Below are 24333 nucleotides of genomic sequence, written 5' to 3' on the forward strand. Positions count from 1 at the left end.
ACTAGAGAAAATACAGGAGGGATTAGCTGTGAGCTATAAAATAAGTGAAATAGCTAGTCTTCTTGAAAGTGAAATTAAAGGAGACAAAAATCTTGTTGTAAGAGGTCTGTCTCCTTTTTTTCAAGCTAAAGAAGATGAGCTTACATTTGCATCAGATGAAAAATTTCTGCATAAATTAAATGAAACAAAGGCAAAGGTAATTATTGTTCCTGATATACCTCTTCCTGAAAATATAGGAAAGACATATATAGTAGCAAAAATTGATCCTAGAAAACTTATGCCTAAACTTTTAGCATATTTTAAAAAGCCTTTGAAAAAAATGGAAAAGCCTATTGAAGATTCAGCTGTAATAGCTGCTTCTGCTGAAATAGCTCCTCATGTTTATATAGGACATGATGTAAAAATAGGGGAAAATACAATAATTTATCCAAATGTAACAATCTGTGAAGGAGTTACAATAGGTGATAACTGTGTAATTTATCCAAATGTAACAATAAGAGAATTTTGTGAAATTGGAAACAGAGTTGTTATTCAGCCAGGAGCTGTAATTGGAGCTGATGGATTTGGATTTGTTAAAGTAAATGGAAATAACCAAAAAATAGATCAGATAGGAAGAGTTATTTTAGAAGATGATGTTGAAGTAGGAGCAAATACAACTATTGACAGAGGAGCAATAGGTGACACTGTGGTTAAGAAATTTGCAAAATTTGACAATTTAATTCAGATAGGACACAATGTAATAATAGGTGAAAACTTCCTTATGGCTTCTCAGTCAGGAATAGCAGGAAGTACAGAAGTAGGAAATAATGTAACAATCGGAGGACAGGTTGGAATAGGTGGGCATATCAAAATAGGAAATAATATTATGGTTGCTGCTAAATCAGGAATAACAGGAAATGTTAAAGATAACCAAGTCCTTGGAGGACATCCTATAGTACCTCTTCAGGAAAGCTTAAAAATTCAGGCAGGACTTAAAAAACTTCCTGAACTTTTAAAAAGAGTTAAAAAACTTGAACAAGAAATAAATGACAAAGAAAAATAATAAAATTAATTAAAATAAAAGAGGGCTGTTGCAAATTTATAAAAATAAAATTTTATTTTTATAATCTAAAAAATGCAACAACCCTTTTTTTATTAAAAAAGTTAAGGAAAAATAAGTTTTTTTTATTATTTCTATTTAATAAATTCTTATTCCGTGATACAATAGATAGTATCAAAAGACGAAAGAGGATTAAGATGAAGAAGAGATTGTTTTTTAACAAGTACGAAGAAATGAAATATATTTCTCACTTAGACCTTTTGAGATTTATGGACAGAATTTTGAGAAAGAGTGGGATACCTGTGAAATACAGTCAGGGATTTCACCCAAGACCAAAAATCTCTTTGGGAAATCCTATCTCTTTGGGAACAGATGCTTTTAATGAGGCAATGGATATTGAATTGAGAGAAGATATGACAAATGAAGAGTTATTCAGAAGACTGAATAATAAATGTGTCATAGGATTTGAGTTTACCAAAGTGATGGATATTGATGGAAAAACATCAATAGCTGAGGAATATAAAGAGATGAAATTTGAAATTCAGGGACCAGGCTCCTCCATAGAGAAAATAGAAAATCTTTTATCACAGGATGAAATAATCCTTACAAAAGAGAAAAAAGGAAAAATAGAAAGTAAAGATTTAAAACCAAGAATTAAAAAATATGAGATAGATAGAGAAAATCAAAAAATTACAATGATACTTGAAAATATGTCACCTAACTCACTTTTAAATATATGTGGTGTTAAGGCTGAGGAAGTATCAATAAAAAAATATGGAATGATTGAAATATAATTAAGGGGGAATAAATATGTTAGACTTAAAATTTATGCGTGAAAATAGAGAACAAGTGGAGAAATGGCTTAAACAAAGAGGAAGTGACCTTACTCTTGATGAATTTGCAAAATTAGACGAAGAAAGAAGAGTTATCCTTGGAGAAGTTGAAGCTTTAAAAAATAAAAGAAATAATGAATCAGCTGAAATAGCAAGACTTAAAAAAGCTAAAGAAGATGCTTCTGAACTTATAAAAGCTATGGGAGAAGTTTCTGCTAAAATAAAAGAATTAGATGAAAAATTAGCTGAAGTTGATGAAAAAATAAAATATATCCAAATGACAATCCCTAACAAATTAAGTGAAACTACACCAATCGGTAAAGATGAAGATGAAAATGTTGAAATCAGAAGATGGGGAGAACCTAGAAAATTTGATTTTGAACCAAAATCTCACTGGGAAATTGGAGAAAAATTAGGAATATTAGATTTTGAAAGAGGAGCTAAATTATCTGGATCAAGATTCGTATTATACAGAGGAGGAGCTGCAAGAGTTGAAAGAGCATTAATAAACTTCATGCTAGATCTTCATACTGAAAAACACGGATATACAGAACACATTACTCCATTCTTAGTAAACAGAGAAATTTGTGAAGGAACAGGACAATTACCTAAATTTGAAGAAGATATGTATAGAACAGATGATGATATGTTTTTAATTTCTACTTCAGAAATTACAATGACAAACATCCACAGAAAAGAAATTTTAGATGAAAAAGATTTACCTAAATACTATACAGCATACTCTCCTTGTTTCAGAAGAGAAGCTGGATCTTATGGTAAAGATGTTAAAGGTATAATAAGAGTTCACCAATTCAACAAAGTAGAAATGGTTAAACTTGCTACTCCTGAAACTTCATATGATGAATTAGAAAAAATGGTAGATAATGCTGAAGATGTTTTAAGAATTTTAGGACTTCCATACAGAGTAATTGCTCTTTGCAGTGGAGATATTGGATTTGGATCTGCTAAAACTTATGATGTTGAAGTATGGTTACCTTCTCAAAATAAATACAGAGAAATTTCTTCTTGTTCAAACTGTGAAGATTTCCAAGCTAGAAGAATGGGACTTAAATACAGACCAAACGGAAGCAATAAAAGTGAATTCGTTCATACATTAAACGGATCAGGACTTGCAGTAGGAAGAACATTAGTTGCAATAATGGAAAACTACCAACAAGAAGATGGATCATTCTTAATTCCTGATGCATTAGTGCCTTATATGAACGGAGTAAAAGTTGTTACTAAATAGTATACTGACTGTATTATTTTTAACAAGTATAATATTAGATGATATAAGAGTTATAGGAACAGTTTTCATTTTGGAACTGTTCCTTAATATTATTCTCAACAAAAATCTAAAGAACAATATAAAAAAACTGAGAATACTTATATATATTTATTTAGGAACTTTTATAATTCAGATTCTTTCTGTGCAGGAAGGAGAAGTTTTATTTAAAGTATTTAATATATATATAACTAAAACAGCTGTTCTTAATTTTGCTGTAAATTTTATGAGAATAATAAATCTTATTATGCTGTCGTGGCTTTTGAACAAAAAATGCTCAATTTTTGACCATTTTGGAGAGTACAAAAGAGTCATTGAGAATGTCATTGAACTTGTACCTGAGGTCTTCGTAATGTTTCGTAAAAGAATGAGATTGAAAAGTTTTTTCAGACATATTTTTAAAAAAATTAAAATATAATTTTTAATAGATTGATTTTATTTGTAATTTTTGGTAAAATTGAAGTGGGTAAAAATTATTCACAGGAGGAAGAAAATATGGCTTACAATTATAAAGACCTAGGTCTTGTAAACACAAAAGAAATGTTTAAAAAAGCAAACGAAAATGGTTATGCTGTACCAGCATTCAACTTCAACAACATGGAGCAAGCTATGGCTATCGTTGAAGCTTGTGCTGAAATGGGTTCTCCAGTAATCCTTCAATGTTCAAAAGGAGCTATGGAATACATGGGATCTTACATGGTACCAATGATTGCTAAAGCAGCTGCTGACTATGTAAAATTATCAGGATCTGATATCCCTGTAGCTTTACACCTTGACCATGGACCAAGTTTTGAAGTTGCTAAAAAATGTATAGACTGCGGATTCTCATCTGTAATGATAGACGGTTCTCATCACCCTTATGATGAAAATATTGCTGAATCTAAAAAAGTTGTTGAGTATGCTCACTCTAAAGATGTAACAGTAGAAGCTGAATTAGGAGTTTTAGCAGGAATTGAAGATGATGTTAAAGCTGCTGACCACATCTACACAAACCCAGATGAAGTTGAAGACTTCGTAAGCAAAACAGGAGTTGACTCTTTAGCAATAGCTATCGGAACTTCTCACGGAGCTCATAAATTCAAACCAGGTGATGATCCTAAATTAAGACTTGACATATTAGAAGAAATAGAAAGAAGAATACCAGGATTCCCAATCGTATTACACGGTTCATCAGCTGTTCCAGGACAATATGTTGAAATGATAAAACAATATGGTGGAACAATAAAAGACGCTATCGGAATTCCTGATTCTGAATTAAGAAAAGCTACTAAATCAGCAGTTGCTAAAATCAATGTTGATACAGACGGAAGACTTGCTTTCACTGCTGCTTTAAGAAAAGTTTTAGCTGAAAAACCAGGAGAATTTGACTTAAGAAAATACTTAGGACCAGCTAAAGAAGAAATGAAAGCTTACTACAAAACTAAAATAGTTGATGTATTTGGTTCTGAAGGAGCTTACAAAAAAGCTGTTAATCCTGTAAAATAATAAAGTACAGGAAACTGTGAAAAAATGGTAAATAAAGAAAAACCCTTAAAAAATTTTTTAAGGGTTTTTTTAATTTTACTTGAAAAATTTCAATAATTTAAGTATTATATATATTATTAAATAAATTAAAGAAGGAGAGGAAGATATGGTTAAAAAAGAGTTAGTGGAATTATATATGAAGTACAAAAAAATGCACATTTACACTGAAGCAAAAAAAGAGGTTGAAGATTTCATAGAAGTTATGAAGTTAGCTCTTGAAAGAGACGAAACTCTTATATTAAGAGACTTTGGAACTTTTGAAATAAAAGAGACAAAGAGAAAAATGGCTTTCAATCCAAGAACAGGGGAAGAAGTAGCATGCACTCCTAAAAAATATATAAAATTCAGAGTTGGTAAAGAACTTGAAGCCAGAATAAATGTTCCTAAAAGAAGAGGAAGAAAGAAAATGGTTACAAGCCCTAATAAATAATAAATATTTTTATAATAAAAAACCTCTTTCATTAAGAAAGAGGTTTTTTAATTTTTCATGCTGGTTATTTATCAATTATAGATATTTAGCTTCAGTATCTCTTATTAATTTAGCAACAGCTTGAACTTTTTCCATATCTTCAGGGAAAAGGTTTGCAAAAGGTGCTGCAACTCCACCGATGTTTAAGTTGTGGTTAATACGAAGAGTTTCTTTTATTACAGCATACATTTGTCCTTTGCAAGAACATAATCCTGCTATGATATCGTTTACTGCATATTGAATTTCTCTTGCTAATTCAAGGTTTGCAGGAGTTCCTGTTTTATATAATTCATGCATTTTAAGGAATAATCCAGGCATTGCACTGTAAGTTCCTCCAATTCCACCGTCTGCTCCCATTAATAATCCACCGATGAATTGTTCATCAGGACCATTAAATACAACACTGTCTTTTCCAGCTATTGATTTAAATGTTTGGATATCTTGTATTGGCATAGATGAGTTTTTAACACCAATAACTCTAGGATTTTTTAACATTTCTTTTAATAGAGAAGGTGTTAAAGCAACACCAGCTAATTGAGGAATGTTGTAAATTATAAAGTCTGTATTAGGTGCAGCACTTGATATATCGTTCCAGTATTTAGCGATAGCATGTTCTGGTAAACGGAAATAGATAGGAGGAATAGCAGCTATAGCATCTACTCCAAGAGATTCAGCATGTCTAGCTAGTTCCATACTTTCTTTAGTACTGTTACATGCAACATGGGCTATTATTGTTAAACGACCTTTAGCTTCGTCAACAACATTTTCTAAAACTAATTTTCTGTCTGCAACAGTTTGATAGATACATTCTCCAGAAGATCCACCAACATATGCTCCTTTAACACCGCTTTCAATTAGGTAACGAGTGAAAGCACGAACACGCTCAGGGCTTACATTTCCTTCGTCATCATAGCAAGCATAGAAAGCAGGAATTACTCCATGAAATTTTTCTAAATCTCTCATCTTAAAATCACTCCTTTATTTTTATTTTTTTTCATTCAGTCTGTATTTAAAACACTTGTTTGTTACTTACAATGATATGATACTAAAAAAAAAATAAAATGTCAATAATCTTTCTAAAAAAAATAAAATTTTATTTTTTATTTTTAAAATTTTAAAATAAATTTTTATTTTTACAAAAAAGTGTTATAATTGAATAAAATATTGCAAAGAGACGAACTATTTGCTATATTTATTATAATAGTATGGTGCTGAAGGCACTTAAGCCTTAAGCAGAAAGGATAAAAAATGATTCCAGCAAACAAAGATAATGTTTTAACACAGATTACAAATGAATATCTTAGTTTAAGCAAGCCTTTAAAGAGGATAGCAGACTATATTCTTTCAAATATATCAGAGCCTCAGTATCTGTCTATATATCAGCTTGCTGCTGCCTGTGAAGTAAGTGAATCTACTGTTTTCCGTTTTTGTCAGATTCTTGGATTTAAAGGGTATAAAGAATTTAAATATGCTCTTGCAGAGGCAAACAGTGCAAAGCTTATTGACGGAGAGATAGATGCTTATGAAGAAATTCTTCCTGAAGATTCTTTTATGGATATGGCAAAAAAGCTTTTCGCTTATAATATGACTTCTGTAAATCAAACACTTCAGCTTATAGATAAAGAGGCTTATTGTAAAGCAGCTAAGTATTTAAAAGATGCAAAACATATATATTGTTTTGGTCAGGGAAGCAGTGGAATAATGGCACAGGAGTTATGGGGAAGATTTGTAACTGTTTCAAGCAATTTTTCATATATACCTGATTCTCATTTTCAGACTATAATAGTTTCAAACTGCAGCAAGGAAGATGTAGTTGTCCTGTTTTCATATTCAGGGGCTACAGAAGATGGGCCTAAACTTTTAGAGCAGGCTAAGAAGAGAGGGGCAAAAACAATTCTTATAACACATCACAGAAATAGTTTTGCAGGAGAATTTGCAGATATAATTCTTTTATGTGGATCAAGGGAAAGTCCTAAACAAACAGGAAGCATAGCTGCCAGAATGGCACAACTTTTTGTAATAGATCTTTTATTCAATGAATTTTACAGACTTGACAGAGAGGCAGCTGAAGAGGCTATAAACAGAACTTCAGAAGCTATGGAGAAAAAACTTCTTACATATAAATAAAAAGTGGGAATGTTGCAAATCTATAAAAATAAAATTTTATTTTTATAAATTAGAAAATGCAACATCCCCATTTTTTTAATTAAGGATTTATTAGAAGCCTATTTTGAAAGTATTTTATTTACTTTATCAGCAAATTCAACAGGGTTTTCCATAGGGAATCCTTCAATCATTAAAGATTGATTATAAAGAATGTATATTAAATCTTTAAGAGTTTCATCATCACTGTTTTTTATCTTTTCAAACATAGGATGATTTGGATTAAGTTCAAGTATTTTTTCAGCTTTTATATTTTCATTTCCTGGGATTTCAGAAAGAGTTCTTTCCATTTCAAGAGAGATTTCTCCTTTAGCTGAAAGTCCAGCAGCACCACTTCCAAGCCCATTGTTTAATTTTACTTCTGCAATTTTTTCTCCAAGAAGATTTTTTATTCTTTCAAGAAGAGGTTTGTTTTCTTTAGCAAGATTTTCTTTTTCTTCTTTAGTTTTTTCATCATCAAGTTCAAAATCAGAAGCGTTGATAGACTTAAATTGTTTTTCATCATATTCCATAAGTGCTTTTATTGTAAATTCATCAATTCTGTCTGTAAGATATAGAACTTCAAGTCCTTTATCTTTAAGCACCTTCATTTTTGGAAGAGATTTTAAAACTTCAATATTTTCTCCTGAAACATAAAGGATTTCTTTTTGATCTTCTTTCATTCTCTCAACATATTCTTTAAGAGTTACATATTTATCTTCAAAAGAAGATTTGAAGATAAGAAGATCTTTTAATTTTCCTTTATAAATTCCATACATATCTTGTACACCAAATTTTATAGATCTTCCAAATGCTTCCCAAAGAGTTATATATTTTTCTCTGTCTTCTTTTATTAATTTTTGAAGCTCAGTTGTTATTTTCTTTTCAATATTTTTAGAGATTTTTTCAAGTTCGTCATTTTGTTGTAAAATTTCTCTTGAAATATTAAGAGAAAGGTTATCTGTATCAACTATACCTTTCATAAAGCTAAAATATTCAGGTATAAGTTTTTCAGCTTTATCCATTATGAATACATTTTTGCTGTAAAGTTGAAGTCCTCTTTTATAGTCTCTTGAATAGAAGTCCATAGGTGTTCTTTTTGGAACATAGATAAGAGCTGTATATTCAAGAGAACCTTGTACTTTAAAATGAAAGTGAAGAAGAGGATCTTCAAAGTCATAGAAAGTATGTTTATAAAATTCATTATATTGTTCTTCAGTTATATCTTTTTTATCCATTTTCCATAGAGGTTTTTCATCGTTTAATTTTTTTTCTCCCATGAAAATAGGATATTTAATTGAGTTTGAATGTTTTTTGATAAGTGAAGAAATTTTATAATCTTCAAGGAAATCAAGAGCATCTTCTTTCATATGAAGAATGATTTTTGTTCCTCTTTTTAAATCGTCACTGTTTTCAGTTTCTTCAATGTTATATGAACCGTCTCCATTTGATGACCATAAAACAGTAAGCTCACTTAAAGGTGATTTTGTTAAAAGAGTGATTTTGTCAGCAACCATAAATGCTGAATAGAAACCTACTCCGAACTGTCCTATAATATCAATTTCTGAATTTTCTTTAGCTTCTTTAAATTTTTCTATAAAAGCTTTTGAACCAGATTTAGCAATAGTACCAATGTTTTCATTTACTTCGTCAAAAGTCATACCTATACCGTTATCACAGATAGTAAGAGTTTTATTTTCTTTGTCTGTAGCTATTGTGATTTTAAAATCGCTTCCATCTTTTAAAAGTTCAGTATCTGTAAGAGCTCTGAATCTAAGTTTGTCAATGGCATCACTTGCATTTGATACAAGTTCTCTTAGGAATATTTCTTTATTTGTATAAATTGAATTTACCATTAAGTTTAAAAGTTCTTTTGTTTCAGCTTGAAAGTTTTCAGTCTGTTTTCTCATTTTAAAAATAACCTCCTATTTTTTTAGCACTCATATTACTTAGCTGCTAATATAAAAATATCATAAATTCTTGAAACTGTCAATAAAATTTATAACTTTAAATTAATAAAAATATATAGTATAATGAATAAGAAATAATAGAAACTGAAAAAAGGCAGAGATAAAAGGAGATAACTTTGAATATAAAGCAGAGAGTGATTTCATTAATAACAGAAGTTGATAATGGAAAATATTCTAATATAGCCCTTAATGAATATTTTAAAGAAAATAGACTTGATAAGAAAGAAAGAGGGTTTATAACAGAAGTTTTTTATGGAGTAATAAGAAATAAAATATTTATAGATGAGATGATTAATAAAAGAGCCAAGGAAATAAAAAAAGATTGGCTGAGAAATCTTCTTAGAATTTCAATATATCAGATGACTTTTATGAAAAGTGATGAAAGAGGAGTTGTCTGGGAAGCAGCAGAACTTACAAAGAAAAAATTTAGTGTTCCTGTAAGCAGATTTGTAAACGGTGTACTAAGAGGATATGCAAGGGAAAAAGATGAAGAAATTGCAAAGCTTAAAGAAGAGGGAAGATACGATATACTTTATTCTTATCCACAGTGGTTCTTTGATAAAGTAAAAAAAGACTATGGAGATAAGGCAGAAGAAGTATTAAAATCTCTTAAAAAAATTCCTTATATGGCAGTAAGAGTAAATAGACTTACATATTCAGAGGAAAAATTTGAAAAACTTTTAAAGAAACTTGATATAAAAATAGTGAAAAAAGTTGATACTGTTTATTATCTTGATTCAGGTGCAGTTCTTTATCTTGATGAGTTTAAAGAGGGAAAAATAATTGCTCAGGACGGAGCATCTTATCTTTCTGTAAGAGTTTTAAATCCAAAACCAGAAGAACATGTGCTTGACACATGTGCAGCTCCTGGAAGTAAAACAGTTCTTATGGCTGAATTTATGGAAAATAAAGGAGAGATAATGGCTCTTGATATCTATCCTCATAAAATTAAACTGATAGAAGAAAACTGTGAAAAAATGGGAATAGATATAGTAAAAGCAGTGAAAATGGATGCAAGAAAACTTAAAGAACAAGGTAAAAAGTTTGATAAAATTTTAGTTGATGCTCCATGCAGTGGATATGGTGTAATAAGAAAAAAACCAGAAATTTTATATAGCAAAGGGCTGGAAAATGTTGAAGAATTATCAAAACTTCAGTATGAAATCCTTGAATCAGCAGCATGTATTTTAAAAGATGAAGGAGAGCTTGTATACAGCACTTGTACTATAACTTATGAAGAAAATACAGGAAATGTTAAGAGATTTTTAGAAAATAATCCACAGTTTGAAGTTGTTAAATTTGAAATTCCTCAAAATGTAGGAGGAGATTTTGACCAGTTTGGTGGATTTACAATAAATTATAAAGAAGAAATTTTAGATAATTTCTATATGATTAAATTCAGAAAAAAAGGGGAATAAAATATAAATGCTGGAAGAATTAAAAGAAGCAAATGGTTATGTGACAGGAAAAATTAAAGAAAAAGATGAACTTATACTTGAAATGGAAAAATATGCAGCTGAAAACAATGTTCCTATTGTTACAAAAGAAGTAGCTGAATATCTTAAATTTATGGTTAATATAAATAGAAGCACAAATATCCTTGAAGTTGGAACAGCTATAGGTTATTCAGGTATTTTAATGGCAAAAGCCAGTGAAAAATACGGAGGAAAACTTACTACAATAGAGATAGATGAAATAAGATATAAAGAGGCACTTGAGAATTTTAAAAAAGCAGGTCTTACTAATGTAAATGCAATTTTAGGAGATGCTTCTGAAGAGATAAAAAAACTTAATGAGGAATTTGATTTTGTGTTTATTGATGCTTCAAAAGGTCACTACAAAGAATTTTTTGATGATTCCTATAAGCTTTTGAAAAAAGATGGAATAATATTTATTGATAATATTATGTTCAGAGGATATCTATATAAAGAATACCCAAAAAGATTTAAGACAATAGTAAGAAAACTTGATGAATTTATAACTTGGCTTTATGAAGAATTTGGAGAAAAGTTCGTCCTTCTTCCTTTCGGAGATGGGATTGGTCTTTTAAAAAAATAATAAATTTATCATAAGAGGAGCTGTTGCAAATTTATAAAATAAAATTTTATACTGTAAAAATATTTTTTATTTATATTATTCGTTTCACTAAAAATGACAAACTCACTTCGTTCAGACAGTGTCATTTTTGGCGTTCAACTCATTTCATAAATAACAAAAATATTTTTAATGTTCTAAAATTTTATTTTTATAAATCAGAATTTGCAATAGTTCCTTTTATTTTTTCTTTATAAAAGTTTATTTTTTTTATTTTAAATGATATAATATATTTGCTGAAGTGCCTTTGTTACAGCCTTTGATACTTTAATAAAAAATAGAATTTTTTATAACTGAAAAGGAAATAAATAAAAGCATCAGAATATATATAAAAGAGCTAAAATAAAAATGCTCATAAAATATTAAGGGGGAAATATGAGTAAGTATATACTTTTATCACTTCTTGCATATTTCTGTGGGGCTATTCCCAGCGGAGTGTGGATAGGAAAAATATTTAAGGGAATTGATATAAGAACAGTAGGAAGCAGAAACTCGGGAGCAACTAATGCTTACAGAATATTAGGAGCAAAATGTGGAATAGCAACTCTTATTATGGATGCATTGAAAGGTTATCTGCCTTTATATATAGCAAGCCATTTTAATATATCAGATAAATATATAGTAGTATTAGGGCTTATTGCTATATTTGCCCATTCAATGTCATGTTTTCTTAACTTTAAAGGAGGAAAGGGAGTGGCTACAAGTCTTGGAGTATTCTTATTCCTTGCACCAAAAGCTGTTCTTGTGACATTCTTTGGATTTTTAATAGTTGTATATTTTACAAGATATGTTTCACTTTCATCAATTACAGGAGCAATTATTCTTCCTGTGATGGTTTTAATACTTCCTGCAAAGGAGGGAGTTGACAAGACAACTCTTGTGGTACTGTCTTTTATAATAGGAGCTTTTGTAATTTACAAACATAAAAGCAATATAGGAAGACTTTTAAACGGTACAGAATCAAAAATAACATTTGGAAAGAAAGGATAGGTAGTGATGAGAGATAAAATAGTAGTTGTAGGAGCAGGAAGCTGGGGTACAGCACTTGCACTGGTACTTGCAAATAAAGGTTGCTTTGATGTACATATGTGGGAATATGATAAAGAGCTTGCAGAAAAAATGGAAAGAGAAAGAGAAAATGCAAAACTTCTTCCAGGAGTAAAGTTTCCTGATAATCTTCATGTTACAAATGAAGATAAAGACCTTCTTAAAAATGCAAAGGCAGTTGTATTTTCAATACCTTCACAAGTTTTAAGAGGTGTGGTTGCAAGATTTTCAGATCAGATGAGAAGTGATCTTCTTATTGTAAACACAGGAAAAGGAATTGAAATAAGTTCAGGACTTAGACTTTCAGAAGTAATAAAAGATGAAATTTTAGGAAAATATCACAATAATATAGTTGTTCTTTCAGGGCCTACACATGCTGAAGAAGTATGTAAGGGAATACCTACAACAATAGTTGCAGCAGGTAAACTTGATAAGGCAAAAGCTGTTCAGGAAATATTTAATTCTGAAGTCTTCAGAGTTTATGTAAATGAAGATATGGTAGGAGTTGAACTTGGTGCAGCAGTTAAAAACTGTCTTGCTCTTGGTGCAGGTATATCTGACGGACTTGGATTTGGAGATAACACAAAAGCTGCTCTTATAACAAGAGGTGTAGCTGAAATGATAAGATTTGGAGAAAAATGTGGAGCAAATCCAAAAACATTTTATGGATTAAGTGGTATAGGAGACCTTATAGTTACTTGTGCCAGCCAACACAGCAGAAACAGATATGTGGGAGAGAAACTTGGAAAAGGATATACTCTTAAAGAAATACTTGACGGAATGACAATGGTGGCAGAGGGAGTGCCTACTGTAAAAGCAGTTTATACAAAAGCACAGGAATTAAATGTAAGCATGCCAATAGTTGAGGCTGTATACAAAGTACTGTATGAAGATGAAAAAGCAGCTGTTATGGTTAAAGAACTGATGTCCCGTGATTTAAAAGAGGAGTTCTAATTCTTTATTAATTATTAAAACAGGGTGAGGTTGTACAGTATGGAAGAAAAAGATCTAGTTTCACTTTACTTGAATGATATAAGAAAATATGAGATTTTAGATAGAGAAGAGGAAGAAAAACTTCTGCTGAAAGTAAAAGAGGGAGACCTTGAGGCTAAAAATAAGCTGATTGTCTGCAACTTAAGACTTGTTATAAGTGTTGCCAAAAACTATATGAATAAGGGAATGACTCTTATTGACCTTATAAGCGAAGGAAATTTTGGACTGATCCGTGCTATTGATAAATTTGATATGGATAAGGGATTTAGATTTTCAACATATGCTGTATGGTGGATAAAACAGTCAATTACAAAAGCCCTTATGTGTAAAGGAAGAGAAATAAGAATACCTTCTTATAAATATGACTTGTTAAATAAGATAAATAAGATTGTAGTGGAAGAACTTATGAATACAGGTGATTATCCTTCAAATGAGTTTATAGGTGAAAAGCTTAATATCTCTCCTGAAAAGATATCAAATATTATGATTGAATTTCAGGAAGTGATGTCTTTAAACGAGTCTGTAGGAGACAATATATATCTTGAAGATGTAATTTTAAATGAAAACTCTGAAAATCTTGAAAATGATATTATAAATGAGATTCACAGAGAAAAAATATATGAAATGCTTGATGACCTTGGAGACAGAGAAAAAGAAATTCTTATGAGAAGATATGGTTTGAGTGGATATGATATACATACACTTGAACAGGTAGGAGAAGCATTTAATATTACCAGAGAAAGAGTAAGACAGATTGAGAAAAAAACTCTGGCAAAACTTAGAAAAAAATATGACAAAGAACTTAGCAATAGTTTATATGTTAAATAATCAGGAGGATTTTACATGATTGTAAAAGTAAATAGGGGAGAATTCTTAAAAAAATTAAGAACTGTTGAAAAAGCAGTTACAGAAAATAAAATAAAGCCGATAATTTCATGTGTATATCTTGAAGTTAAAGAAGACAATACTTTATTTTTCTGTGGAACTAATCTTGAGCTGACTATTACTTCAACTATGGAATGCGAAGCTGCAGCAAAAGGAAAGGTTGTTTTTCAGCCTCAGCTTATAGATGAATATGTAAAGGAACTTTCTGATGATGTAATCCTTTTAAAAGCAGAAGATTCTACACTTATTATAGAAACAGGAGATTCTTCTTCTGAGTTTTCTCTTATGAATGCAGATGAATTTCCAATGCTTGCAAACAGAAATAGTGAAGCTGCAAAACACTGTTTTACAATTTCAAGCAAAGAACTTTTAGAAACATTTGAAAAAGTTAAATTTTCAGCAGCAGCAACAGCTGATAATCTTTCTCTTAACTGTATAAGACTTGATATGCAAGGAAAAATTGCAAGATTTGTTTCAACTGATACATACCGTCTGACTTATCTTGTAAAAGAGATAGAAACAGAAAGTGAAACACAGGTAAGTATACCTTTAAACACAGTTGAAGCTATAACAAAACTTCTTAAGAGTGAAGATTTAAAAGATATAAATATTTCTGTAAGAGAAAATCAGATTTACTTTATTTCAGACAATACTGAAATAGTGAGCAGAACAATAGAACTTCCTTTCCCTAATTATGGAGGAATTTTAGGAACTGCACAATATAATAAAAAAATGACAGTAAAAACAGATGACCTTATGAAAGTGTTAAGAAGAATACAGATTTTCGTAAGATCTAATATGGATTCAAAATATGGAGCTGTATTTGAATTTGGAAATGACACTATGCTTGTAAGAGGAGTGAGCAGTGTTGCTAAAATAAAAGAGGAATTAGGTATAAACTACTCAGGAGATAATCTTAAAATATCTCTTAATGTAAAATTCCTTCTTGAGTTTTTACAAAATTTTGATAAAGAAAGTGATGTTGTAATAGAGCTTAAAGAGTCAAATAGCTCTGTAAGAATTGCAAGTGTAAATGATGAAAATTACATATATGTTGTAATGCCACTTGCACTTAAAGATTTTTAATCATTTTCTGACTGATTACTAAAATAAATATTTATGTATAAAAATATCTGCACAGTTTATATAACAGAGAAAAAATTAAAATGCTTTAATTTTTATCTTTCTGAAGTGTAAACAGCAGATATTTTTTTTGAAAAAAATATTTGTTGATTTATTTTCATACCTTATTTTTTCGTTAATTGGACAATTCAGAAATTGAAATGGATATATAAATATGTTATAATGAAAATGCGTAATAATATATCTAAAGAGGTAAAAATAATGACCAATTTTTTATCAGGAAAACTTATTTACAGCTTTTTTTATCTGGCATATATTCTCAATGAAAGATTTCTTAATGACCAAATTAAAAGGAATTACATGGCTGATAAATTTTTGGAATACAACAACAAACGGGTAATGAAAAAATTTAGAAGTTTTGTGCCTAAAAATATAGCACTCCTTCTTCCACACTGTATTCAGAACTACGACTGCCCTTTTAGAATTACTTCAGATATAGAAAACTGTAAAAAATGCGGAAAATGTAAAATAGGTGCAATCCTTAATCTTAAAGAAAAATATGGACTGGAAGTTAAGGTTGCAACTGGGGGAACTCTTGCAAGACTGTTTATAAAAGAAAAAAGACCTGAACTTATTATAGCAGTAGCATGTAAGCGAGATTTGGTGTCAGGAATTTATGATACATTTCCTATGAGTGTTTATGGAGTTTATAATAAAATAAAAAAATCTCCGTGTATCAACACAGATTTAGATATTGATGAAATAGAAAGTTTTCTTATTTCTCTTAAAAAGAATGAAAACATTTCTTAAACTTCATGATGTAAGCTGTTTTTAGGTTATATTAAAAATTAACCAGTAAATCAAGGAGTGATAATATTGTTCAAAAGAAAATTTTTATACATTGCATTAATCACTTTAAGTGCTAATCTGGCTTATGGAAATATGAAAGAAGATATAGCATTTTTAAATGAGTTGTACAAACAAGAAAGATATGATATGGCTGTATCAGAATCTGAAAAATTTATTTTAAATTATCCTGATTCTAAATATAATAAAAATATATGTGAAAGAATGGCGAAAGTATATTTTATACAAAAAGATTATAAAAAATCTGAGATATATTTTCAAAAATTTTTAACAGAGTATAAATTAAAAAAAGATGAAAAGACAGAAGCTTATTCTTACCTTTATAAAATAAAAAAAGCTGAAGGAAACAGAGCAGAAGCAGAAAAATATGCTGTAAATCTAAAAGAAAATAAAAAAATATATGAAAAAACTCTTTATGACAGTGGTATAATTCTTCTTAATCAGGGAGATAACACAGAAGCTGTAAAAGAGTTTATGAATGTTGTAAGAATTCAGGGAGATTATTATGAATCTGCAGTTCTGTATCTTGCAATGGGGCTTTATAATAATGGGCAGTATGGAGATGCAGTAAAGTATCTTGATTTTTATAATAATCTTCAAAGCACAAGTAAGGATATTCCTCTTTTAACTTACCTTTATGGATCTTCTTATTATAAACTTAATGATTCTGATAAAGCTATAAGTTGTTTTGAAGAGGGGTTGAGAAGATATCCTAATGACAGCTATAGTAAAAAAGGAAGAATAACTCTTATAGAAATATATGCAAACAGAGAAGAAATAGATAAGGCTCTTATGATTTATTCTGAAATTGACAGAGAAAGAGATAAAAAAGCAGGAGCAAGGGTTTTAGCAGATTATTTTCTTGCAGAGAATGAATATAAAAGAGCAGTTAACTTTTATGACATAATGGGAGAGGAAAAACCTGACAGTGTAAGATATACTTATGCTTATTCTCATTATAAACTTGAAAACTATAAGAAGGCAGCACAAGAATTTGAAAAAATAAAAGATAAAAAATACCTTCTTAACAGCAGATATTATTCAGCACTTAGCTTTTATAATATGAAAGATTATAAAAAAGCTGTGTCTTTTGAAAAATATCTTCCTGAATATGAAACAGAAGGAAAAAAATATATAGATTTATGTACAGTATTTGGAAACTCTTATTATGAAATGGGAGATGCTTTAAAATCTTATAAGTATTATAAAGGCATATATAAAGATTATCCTACAGCAGAAAATCTTTACAGGGTGATAGTTCTTCAGACAAAAACTGATGATGAAACAGGACTTTCAGAGTCTTTTGAAAAATATAAAACTGAATTTCAAGAAGATAGAGATTATAAAAAAGATATTTATCTTGCAGCAGGAAATTATTTTTATAAAAAAGGAAAATCAGAAGAAGCTGAAAAGATTTACAAAGAATATATGAAATCAGGAAGTGATGTTGAAATAGGAAATAACCTTGTAAATCTTCTTGTAAATGAGAAAAAATATTCAGAAGTTATAGAATATTTGAATAAAATGGAAGAGACAGATGACAGCACCTATTTAAAAGGAATAGCTTATATGGGTGTGGGAGAATATGAAAAAGCAGATAGCCTGCTTTCTCCTCTTAAAAGTAAAGAAAATATAGGAAAAGAGCTTAAAGAAAAAACAGCTTATAATATAATAAAAAATAATTTCCTATGGGAAAAATATGAAAAAGTTATAAAAGAAGGAGAAGAATATCTTAACGGAGCATATATTTATGGACTTGATGATATTGTTGACAGAATAGGACTTAGTTATTACAGACTAGGAAATTATGAAAAGGCGAGAGAATATTTTGCAAAACTTACTGTTATTCCAGAGTACAGTGGTTATGCAAGATTCCAGACAGCTGACAGTTATTTTGCTGAAAAGAATTATGAGAAAGCAAAAGCTGAATATAAAATGGTATACAGTGAAAAAAGTGGAAAGAAATATGAAGAAGATGCAAAATACTGGGAGCTTAACTGTGAACTTAATCTTGGAAAAGAAGATTCTTATCTTGCTGAAAGTGAAAAATTTCTTAAGGAGTATCCTCATTCTTCATATTTAGTAAATATTCTTTCAATAAGAGGAAAAATTCTTTCTGACAGGGGAAAATCAGAGGAAGCTGTAAAAGAATATGAAAATCTCTATATAGCATCAGTGCAGAACACAGAAAAAGATCAGACAGTAGAAAAGATAATAGAACTTTATGATAAAACAGAAAATATAGAAGCCAAAAGTCAGTGGATTGAAAAGTTTTCTGATAAATATAAAAAAAGTTATTATAAATCTCTTGCTTACAGAGAAAAAGGAATGACAAAAGAGGCACAGGCAGAGGAAAAAATTCTTTTTGAAAGTAAAAAATATAGGGATTATGCTCTTATAAATAGTGCAAATGACTATTTCAATGAAAAGAAATATGCAGAAGCTGAGAAAAATTATAAAGAGATAAGAGAAATGGAAAGCACTCCATATAAAGATTTAGCAGTATTCCAAACAGGAAATATATATGCTCTTAAGGGAGAAAATGATAAAGCTGAAATAGAGCTTTCAAAAGTTTTTGTTCTTTATCCACAAAGTATATATGTAATACCAGCAAAATTAAAACTGGCAGATGTATATGATGCTAAAGGAGATACGGCAAAAGCAAAAGAAGGTTATAAGGAACTTCTTCAAAATAAAAATGCCTCAGAATATAAAGAGTATCTAACAGAAAAAATGCTTTTTATATCTCTTAAGGAAAATAATAAAGAAGAGTCCCAAAAATATTATAAAGAACTTAAAAAACTTAATAAAGAAACAGCAGCAAAATATGATGAGTTTATGAAAGAGGAAACAGAAACTACCGTATCTGACACAAATAAGGAGGAACAAAAATGAAAAAATTAGTTTTATGTCTTATGATTTTAGGTTCTCTTTCAGCATTTTCAGCAGAAAGTGTTGTAATTGACAAAGAAGTTACTGGTGTAAACAAAGAAACTATTGAAACTAGAGAAGTGGCAGACAAAAAAATAAATCTTGATCAAAAAGAAGTAGATGCAAGTGAAATAAAAACATCAAGTAAAAAAATAAAAGAAGGACAAGAAAGCCTTGAAGTAAAAAATAGTGATGATGAAATAAAAAAAGAACTTGCTTCTGATGTTTCAAAAGAAAGCTCAATTTGGAAATATGTTTTGGGAGTACTTGGGGTAATAGCTATAGCTGTTGCTTTATAGGTTTACAACAGGAGGTTTTACGAAAATGTATTGGATAAAAAATGGTGGATTTTTAATGTACTTCATACTGCTTATGTCAGTTCTTGGTACAGGAGTTATAATTGAAAGATTTATTTATTTTAGAACAAGAGAGAAAAACAGATTTTCAGATATAAAGCCAGTTCTTAGAAAATATATAGAAGAAGATAATGTAAAAGGTGCAATAGGTTATCTTTCAAATTCAAAATCTTCAACAGGAATGGTTTTAAAAGAAGTTTTAAGCTTTTGGAATAAAACAAATACAACTAATATTGTGACACTTGAAGAAAAAGCAAGAGAAGCTGCTCTTTCACAAATTCCTCTTCTTGAGAGAAATATGTGGCTTTTAAGTATTGTTGCTCACACTACTCCTCTTATTGGACTTTTAGGAACTGTAACAGGAATGATAAAAGCCTTTCAGGCAGTTGCACTTCATGGTACAGGAGATGCTAAAATCCTTGCAGGAGGAATTTCAGAAGCATTATTTACAACAGCAGGAGGACTTTTTGTTGCTATTCCAGCCCTTATTATTTATAACTACTATAACAGAAAAATAGATGAAATTATAAATGATATGGAAAAAGGAAGCACAGAGGTTATCAATTACTTCAGGAGGTAAGTTTTATGAAACTGCAGAGATTAAAAAGAAGAAATAGTGGCAGTATTATTCTTGAAATGACTCCTCTTATAGATGTAGTATTTCTTCTTCTGATATTCTTTCTTGTGGCAACATCTTTTGAAGATATAAACAGTGGAATAAAAATAGATCTTCCACAATCTACAATAAGAGAGATAAAAGCAGTGAAAGAACTTCAGGTTGATATTACAAAAGGTAAAACTATCTATGTAAAATATCAGGAAGGAAATGAAAGAAAAAGTATAAAAGTAACAAAGGACAGCTTGAAAAGAGTTCTTGCAGATAAACTTGAGAAATCTCAGGACAAAACTGTTATTATAAGTGGAGACAAGGCTCTTGACTATGGTTTTATAGTTGATATCATGACTATATCAAAAGAAGCAGGAGCATCAGAACTTGATATTGATACAATGCTTGAGAAATAGGAGTGGTAAAAATGGATATTAATAAAAGAGACAAACTCTCTTTTTCTCTGGCACTTATAATAAATCTGATAATAGTTCTTCTTATTCCTGGATATAAAATAGAAGATGTAAAGGAAGGAAAATTAAAAGTCGGATTAGTTGCTCTTGAAAAAGAAAGGGTTTACTCAAAGGAACAGAAAAAAACTGTAACTGCTAAAAAAACTGTGGAAAAGAAAGAGCCTGTTAAGAAAAATATAGAAATTCCTGCTCCAAAAAAACAGGAAGCTAAAAAAGAAAAAAGTTTAAGTCTTGATTCTGTTTCAAAAACAATAAAAGCTCCTTCAATAAATGTAATAAGCAGTGTAAATCTAAGTGCAAGAAAAAAAAGCGATACTCTTGATGAGGCACTAAAGAGCACTAAAAAAGAGCTTAAATTTGAAAGAGAAGAAAAGCTTGGAATGAAAACAGAAGATATAAAATTTAATGATACTCTTGTTCTTGATGAAACAATTAAAGAAAGAGATACAAGCAATATCCTTATTGATAAAGATGAAAGTATATCAATTGAAAGCATAAAAGTTGAAGAGGGAAAAGTTGAAGGACTTCCTAGTGGATATAAACTTGGTGTAGAAGAAGGAGATATAGTTGCAAGATGGGACTCAGAAAATCAAGAGCCTGAATATCCTGAATCAGCTCAGTTAAAAGGGCTTCAAGGAAGTGTAAGAGTAAAAATAGATGTAAATGAAAAAGGGGAAGTTGTAAATCTTATAATTGATAAAGGAAGTGGAGTTCCTGAAATCAACAGTGCCATTGAATCCATAGGAAGAACATGGAAAATATACCTTAGCAGGCACGGTTTAAGTATAAAAGGAAGAGTTATTCTAGATTATACATTTAAACTTAAAGGTAATTAGAAAAAGAATGTTAAAGGGGGAATCAAATGACTTTTTTAGGATTTAGAGTGGAAAAGGATTTGAGAGAAGAACTGGAAGGGAATACAGAGCACGGACTTATATATGTAGAAGCAGTTGGTGATTTTATAGATCAGCTTAAGGAAAAAAATCATGACTGTGTTTTAATAGAAGAAAAAAATCTACCTGTGGAAACTCTTGTAAACCTTATAAAAAAAGTAAATGAATTTCAGCAAAAAACAGTAGTTATTGTTATAGGAGTAAGTTCAAACTTAAAAGTTGTAGCAGGAAGTATTAAAGCTGGGGCATATGATTATCTTTTAAAACCTATGCCGACTTCTGAAATACTGAGAGTGTGTGCAAAGGCTGTAAGAGACCATAAACTTATGGCTGAAAGAGTTGAAAGAAATAAAAATATAGGAGATAAACTTATAGGTCAGACTAAAGAAATAGTTCAAGTCTATAAAAAAATAGGAAAGGTTTCAGCAGGAAGAATGCCTGTTCTTGTATCTGGAGAAAAAGGAACAGGAAAGAAAAGTGTTGCTCTTGCAATACATCAGTTTGGCGATACTTCTAAAAAACCTTTTATAAGTATAAACTGCCTTTCATTCCCTCACTCTCTTCTTGAAAGAAGACTTTTTGGTTATGAAAAAGGTGCTTTTGAAGGAGCAATTTTCTCACAAGCAGGAGAGCTGGAAAAGGCAAATGGAGGAACACTTCATCTTGGAAATGTGGAAGCATTAAGTCTTGATGTTCAGTCAAAACTTCTTTATTTCCTTCAGGAAGGAGAATTTTTCAGACTAGGAGGAGCAGATCCTATTAAAACTGATATGAGAATAATAGCAACATCTTCTGTAGATCTTGGAAAAGAGGTACAGGCTGGCCGTTTCATAGAAGAACTTCTTGATACTTTAAAAGTTCTTGAAATAGTTATTCCTCCTCTTAGAAACAGAAAAGATGACATTCCTTTTATAATAGATAACTATTTAAGAGAATGTAACAGAGAACTTAATAAATCTGTAAAAGGTGTAAGCAAACCTGCTATGAAAAAAATTCTTAGATTTGACTGGCCTGGAAATGTAAATGAACTTAAAAATGCAATTAAATCTGCAGTTGCAATGTGCAGAGGAAATACAATAGTTATAGAAGATCTTCCAGCAGATGTTGCAGGAGTAAGAGCTTCAAGAAGAAATACAAACTATCAGACATGGATGCTTAATGAATGGATAGAAGATGAAATTAAAAATTATAAAAAATCAACTCATAAAGGTTCTTATTATACATATATAATGGGACAGGTTGAAAAAGAGCTTATAAAACAAGTTCTTGAGCAGACAAATGGAAAGAGAATTGAAACAGCTGAAGTTCTTGGAATAACAAGAAATACACTTAGAACTAAGATGATAAATTATGGGCTTGAGTAGGAGAAATTCATATGCATATAACATTATATAGAAAGTACAGACCAAAAGATTTCAGTGAAATCGCAGGAGAAGGGGATATTGTAAGAACTCTTAAAAATTCCCTTGATAACGACAGAATTTCTCATGCCTATCTTTTCAGTGGGCCAAGAGGGGTAGGAAAAACAACAAGTGCCAGACTTATAGCTAAAGGAGTAAACTGCCTTAAAAATGGAATAAGCAGTACACCATGCAATGAATGTGAGAACTGCCGTGAGATTGATAACGGAAATTTTATAGATCTTATTGAAATTGATGCTGCATCAAACAGAGGTATTGATGAAATAAGAGAACTGAAAGATAAAATAAATTATCAGCCTTCAAAAGGAAGAAAAAAAATATACATAATAGATGAGGTTCACATGCTTACAAAAGAGGCTTTTAATGCTCTTTTAAAAACATTGGAAGAACCTCCTGAACATGTAATTTTTATTCTTGCAACAACAGAACCAGATAAAATTCTTCCTACTATTATTTCAAGATGTCAGAGATATGATTTTCAGCCTCTTACATATGGAGAAGTTAAAGAAAAGCTTTCTGAAATATGCAGAGGAGAAAATGTAGAAATTGATGAAGGAAGCCTTGGACTTATATATGAAAGTTCAGGGGGAAGTATGAGAGATGCTATATCAATTCTTGAAAGAGTTATAATAACATATCTCGGAGAAAAAATAGATGAAGATAAATGCAGTAAAGTTATAGGAGTTACATCTAAATCACTTTTAAAAGAATTTTTAGATATTATAAAAGGAGGAAGAGTTTCAGAAGGAGCAGTATTTTTAGATAAACTGTGGCTTGAATCTCTTGATATAGAAAAATTTTTTAAAGACTTTGGAAAATATGTAAAAAATCTTGTCCTTGAAGGCAAACTTGAAGCAGAAGAGGGACTTGGAATAATAGGAAATATTTTTGATTCCCTTAATAAATTCAAAAGTGAAGAAGATAAAAGACTTCTTGGATATGTAGTTTTAAACAGTCTTATAAAGAAAACAAAGCAGGAAGTAAAAGAAGTTGTAGTTGAAAAACAGGTTGTTTATAAAGAAGCTCCTAAAAAAATAGAAACTTCAGAAACTGTGTCAAGAGAAGTTTTAGAAGAGGTACCTACTGTAAACATATCACTTGAGGATATAAAAAATAGATGGACAGAGATAGTAAGAGCAGCTAAAAATGAAAAAATGACTTTTTCAGCATTTCTTATGGATGCTCTTCCCTATAAAGTGGAAGAAAATATTCTTTATATAAGATTTAATTCAAATCTTTTTGCAAAAGAGCAGATGGAAACAGAATATTATAATACTATATTCCAAGATGTTGTTGAAAGAATAACAGGAGTAAAATTAAGAATAAAATATATATTTAAAGAAAATAAAAATGAAAAAGGAAAAAATGAAAGTGATTTTACATCACAGTTAATGACATATTTTTCAGAGGAGAATTAGTTT

General features: G+C 30.0%; 22 protein-coding genes. 20 read left to right on the top strand and 2 right to left on the bottom strand.

What is annotated here, in order from left to right; genetic code table 11:
* The first annotated feature begins 28 nt into the window (after positions 1-28).
* From lpxD to I6E17_RS03120, 5 genes are all read left to right on the top strand, one after another.
* Positions 29-1042 (top strand): UDP-3-O-(3-hydroxymyristoyl)glucosamine N-acyltransferase, encoded by a 1014-nt coding sequence (gene lpxD / locus I6E17_RS03100; RefSeq protein ID WP_176828743.1) that lies wholly within the window; start codon positions 29-31, stop codon positions 1040-1042.
* 194 nt (positions 1043-1236) lie between these two features.
* Entirely contained in the window at positions 1237-1833 is a 597-nt protein-coding gene (locus I6E17_RS03105) for a TIGR03936 family radical SAM-associated protein (RefSeq protein WP_235235492.1), read from the top strand.
* A gap of 16 nt (positions 1834-1849) precedes the next feature.
* A complete protein-coding gene (gene serS / locus I6E17_RS03110) occupies positions 1850-3121 on the top strand; it encodes a serine--tRNA ligase (protein ID WP_176828741.1) in 1272 nt (423 codons plus the stop codon).
* Between the two features lie 531 nt (positions 3122-3652).
* On the top strand, positions 3653-4642 hold the full coding sequence (locus I6E17_RS03115; protein ID WP_176828740.1) for a class II fructose-bisphosphate aldolase: 990 nt from the start codon (positions 3653-3655) through the stop codon (positions 4640-4642).
* A gap of 145 nt (positions 4643-4787) precedes the next feature.
* Complete coding sequence (locus I6E17_RS03120) at positions 4788-5111, top strand: HU family DNA-binding protein (protein ID WP_235235493.1); 324 nt, start codon at positions 4788-4790, stop codon at positions 5109-5111.
* Positions 5112-5186: 75 nt separating this feature from the next.
* Here the strand turns inward: I6E17_RS03120 and I6E17_RS03125 are convergent, their stop codons facing one another.
* On the bottom strand, positions 5187-6113 hold the full coding sequence (locus I6E17_RS03125) for a dihydrodipicolinate synthase family protein (protein ID WP_235235494.1): 927 nt from the start codon (positions 6111-6113) through the stop codon (positions 5187-5189).
* Between the two features lie 285 nt (positions 6114-6398).
* Here I6E17_RS03125 and I6E17_RS03130 point away from each other — a divergent pair, with 285 nt between their 5' ends.
* The gene (locus I6E17_RS03130) at positions 6399-7277 is read left to right on the top strand and encodes a MurR/RpiR family transcriptional regulator (RefSeq protein WP_235235495.1); all 879 of its coding nucleotides are present in this window, start codon (positions 6399-6401) and stop codon (positions 7275-7277) included.
* Between the two features lie 98 nt (positions 7278-7375).
* Here the strand turns inward: I6E17_RS03130 and htpG are convergent, their stop codons facing one another.
* On the bottom strand, positions 7376-9202 hold the full coding sequence (gene htpG / locus I6E17_RS03135) for a molecular chaperone HtpG (protein WP_235235496.1): 1827 nt from the start codon (positions 9200-9202) through the stop codon (positions 7376-7378).
* 176 nt (positions 9203-9378) lie between these two features.
* Between htpG and rsmB the strand changes: the two genes are divergently transcribed.
* The 14 genes from rsmB to dnaX all read left to right on the top strand — a co-directional run bounded on the left by rsmB (position 9379) and on the right by dnaX (position 24330).
* The gene (gene rsmB, locus I6E17_RS03140) at positions 9379-10680 is read left to right on the top strand and encodes a 16S rRNA (cytosine(967)-C(5))-methyltransferase RsmB (RefSeq protein WP_235235497.1); all 1302 of its coding nucleotides are present in this window, start codon (positions 9379-9381) and stop codon (positions 10678-10680) included.
* Positions 10681-10687: 7 nt separating this feature from the next.
* On the top strand, positions 10688-11320 hold the full coding sequence (locus tag I6E17_RS03145) for an O-methyltransferase (protein ID WP_235235498.1): 633 nt from the start codon (positions 10688-10690) through the stop codon (positions 11318-11320).
* A 411-nt stretch (positions 11321-11731) separates the two neighbouring features.
* Complete coding sequence (plsY, locus tag I6E17_RS03150) at positions 11732-12346, top strand: glycerol-3-phosphate 1-O-acyltransferase PlsY (RefSeq protein WP_176828733.1); 615 nt, start codon at positions 11732-11734, stop codon at positions 12344-12346.
* A gap of 6 nt (positions 12347-12352) precedes the next feature.
* The gene (locus tag I6E17_RS03155) at positions 12353-13357 is read left to right on the top strand and encodes an NAD(P)H-dependent glycerol-3-phosphate dehydrogenase (RefSeq protein ID WP_176828732.1); all 1005 of its coding nucleotides are present in this window, start codon (positions 12353-12355) and stop codon (positions 13355-13357) included.
* A gap of 39 nt (positions 13358-13396) precedes the next feature.
* Positions 13397-14224 carry a sigma-70 family RNA polymerase sigma factor gene (locus I6E17_RS03160; protein WP_235235500.1) on the top strand — a complete coding sequence of 276 codons (828 nt, stop codon included), beginning with the start codon at positions 13397-13399 and terminating at the stop codon, positions 14222-14224.
* 15 nt (positions 14225-14239) lie between these two features.
* Positions 14240-15367, top strand: coding sequence for a DNA polymerase III subunit beta (gene dnaN / locus I6E17_RS03165; RefSeq protein WP_235235502.1), 1128 nt, complete (start codon positions 14240-14242; stop codon positions 15365-15367).
* A gap of 258 nt (positions 15368-15625) precedes the next feature.
* Positions 15626-16174, top strand: a complete 549-nt coding sequence (locus I6E17_RS03170) for a DUF116 domain-containing protein (protein ID WP_235235504.1) — start codon at positions 15626-15628, stop codon at positions 16172-16174.
* Positions 16175-16240: 66 nt separating this feature from the next.
* On the top strand, positions 16241-19126 hold the full coding sequence (locus I6E17_RS03175) for a tetratricopeptide repeat protein (protein ID WP_235235506.1): 2886 nt from the start codon (positions 16241-16243) through the stop codon (positions 19124-19126).
* A complete protein-coding gene (locus I6E17_RS03180) occupies positions 19123-19461 on the top strand; it encodes a hypothetical protein (protein WP_176828727.1) in 339 nt (112 codons plus the stop codon). The genes I6E17_RS03175 and I6E17_RS03180 overlap by 4 nt, the downstream gene beginning before the upstream one ends.
* Positions 19462-19486: 25 nt before the next feature.
* A complete protein-coding gene (locus I6E17_RS03185) occupies positions 19487-20098 on the top strand; it encodes a MotA/TolQ/ExbB proton channel family protein (protein WP_176828726.1) in 612 nt (203 codons plus the stop codon).
* A gap of 5 nt (positions 20099-20103) precedes the next feature.
* On the top strand, positions 20104-20541 hold the full coding sequence (locus tag I6E17_RS03190) for an ExbD/TolR family protein (RefSeq protein WP_235235508.1): 438 nt from the start codon (positions 20104-20106) through the stop codon (positions 20539-20541).
* Between the two features lie 11 nt (positions 20542-20552).
* Positions 20553-21434: an energy transducer TonB gene (locus I6E17_RS03195; RefSeq protein ID WP_235235510.1), complete on the top strand. Its 882-nt coding sequence runs from the start codon at positions 20553-20555 to the stop codon at positions 21432-21434.
* Between the two features lie 26 nt (positions 21435-21460).
* Positions 21461-22855 (top strand): sigma-54-dependent transcriptional regulator, encoded by a 1395-nt coding sequence (locus I6E17_RS03200; RefSeq protein ID WP_176828724.1) that lies wholly within the window; start codon positions 21461-21463, stop codon positions 22853-22855.
* A gap of 11 nt (positions 22856-22866) precedes the next feature.
* On the top strand, positions 22867-24330 hold the full coding sequence (gene dnaX, locus I6E17_RS03205; protein ID WP_235235512.1) for a DNA polymerase III subunit gamma/tau: 1464 nt from the start codon (positions 22867-22869) through the stop codon (positions 24328-24330).
* Positions 24331-24333: the final 3 nt, after the last annotated feature.

The organism is Fusobacterium perfoetens, from assembly GCF_021531595.1.
GTDB lineage: Bacteria > Fusobacteriota > Fusobacteriia > Fusobacteriales > Fusobacteriaceae > Fusobacterium_B.

Bases quoted from the DNA above. Each gene is read 5' to 3' on its own strand.
- I6E17_RS03105 (WP_235235492.1), top strand. From the start codon at position 1,237: ATGAAGAAGAGATTGTTTTTTAACAAGTACGAAGAAATGAAATATATT.
- serS (WP_176828741.1), top strand. From the start codon at position 1,850: ATGTTAGACTTAAAATTTATGCGTGAAAATAGAGAACAAGTGGAGAAA.
- I6E17_RS03115 (WP_176828740.1), top strand. From the start codon at position 3,653: ATGGCTTACAATTATAAAGACCTAGGTCTTGTAAACACAAAAGAAATG.
- I6E17_RS03120 (WP_235235493.1), top strand. From the start codon at position 4,788: ATGGTTAAAAAAGAGTTAGTGGAATTATATATGAAGTACAAAAAAATG.
- I6E17_RS03125 (WP_235235494.1), bottom strand. From the start codon at position 6,113: ATGAGAGATTTAGAAAAATTTCATGGAGTAATTCCTGCTTTCTATGCT.
- I6E17_RS03130 (WP_235235495.1), top strand. From the start codon at position 6,399: ATGATTCCAGCAAACAAAGATAATGTTTTAACACAGATTACAAATGAA.
- htpG (WP_235235496.1), bottom strand. From the start codon at position 9,202: ATGAGAAAACAGACTGAAAACTTTCAAGCTGAAACAAAAGAACTTTTA.
- I6E17_RS03145 (WP_235235498.1), top strand. From the start codon at position 10,688: ATGCTGGAAGAATTAAAAGAAGCAAATGGTTATGTGACAGGAAAAATT.
- plsY (WP_176828733.1), top strand. From the start codon at position 11,732: ATGAGTAAGTATATACTTTTATCACTTCTTGCATATTTCTGTGGGGCT.
- I6E17_RS03155 (WP_176828732.1), top strand. From the start codon at position 12,353: ATGAGAGATAAAATAGTAGTTGTAGGAGCAGGAAGCTGGGGTACAGCA.
- I6E17_RS03160 (WP_235235500.1), top strand. From the start codon at position 13,397: ATGGAAGAAAAAGATCTAGTTTCACTTTACTTGAATGATATAAGAAAA.
- dnaN (WP_235235502.1), top strand. From the start codon at position 14,240: ATGATTGTAAAAGTAAATAGGGGAGAATTCTTAAAAAAATTAAGAACT.
- I6E17_RS03170 (WP_235235504.1), top strand. From the start codon at position 15,626: ATGACCAATTTTTTATCAGGAAAACTTATTTACAGCTTTTTTTATCTG.
- I6E17_RS03180 (WP_176828727.1), top strand. From the start codon at position 19,123: ATGAAAAAATTAGTTTTATGTCTTATGATTTTAGGTTCTCTTTCAGCA.
- I6E17_RS03185 (WP_176828726.1), top strand. From the start codon at position 19,487: ATGTATTGGATAAAAAATGGTGGATTTTTAATGTACTTCATACTGCTT.
- I6E17_RS03190 (WP_235235508.1), top strand. From the start codon at position 20,104: ATGAAACTGCAGAGATTAAAAAGAAGAAATAGTGGCAGTATTATTCTT.
- I6E17_RS03195 (WP_235235510.1), top strand. From the start codon at position 20,553: ATGGATATTAATAAAAGAGACAAACTCTCTTTTTCTCTGGCACTTATA.
- I6E17_RS03200 (WP_176828724.1), top strand. From the start codon at position 21,461: ATGACTTTTTTAGGATTTAGAGTGGAAAAGGATTTGAGAGAAGAACTG.
- dnaX (WP_235235512.1), top strand. From the start codon at position 22,867: ATGCATATAACATTATATAGAAAGTACAGACCAAAAGATTTCAGTGAA.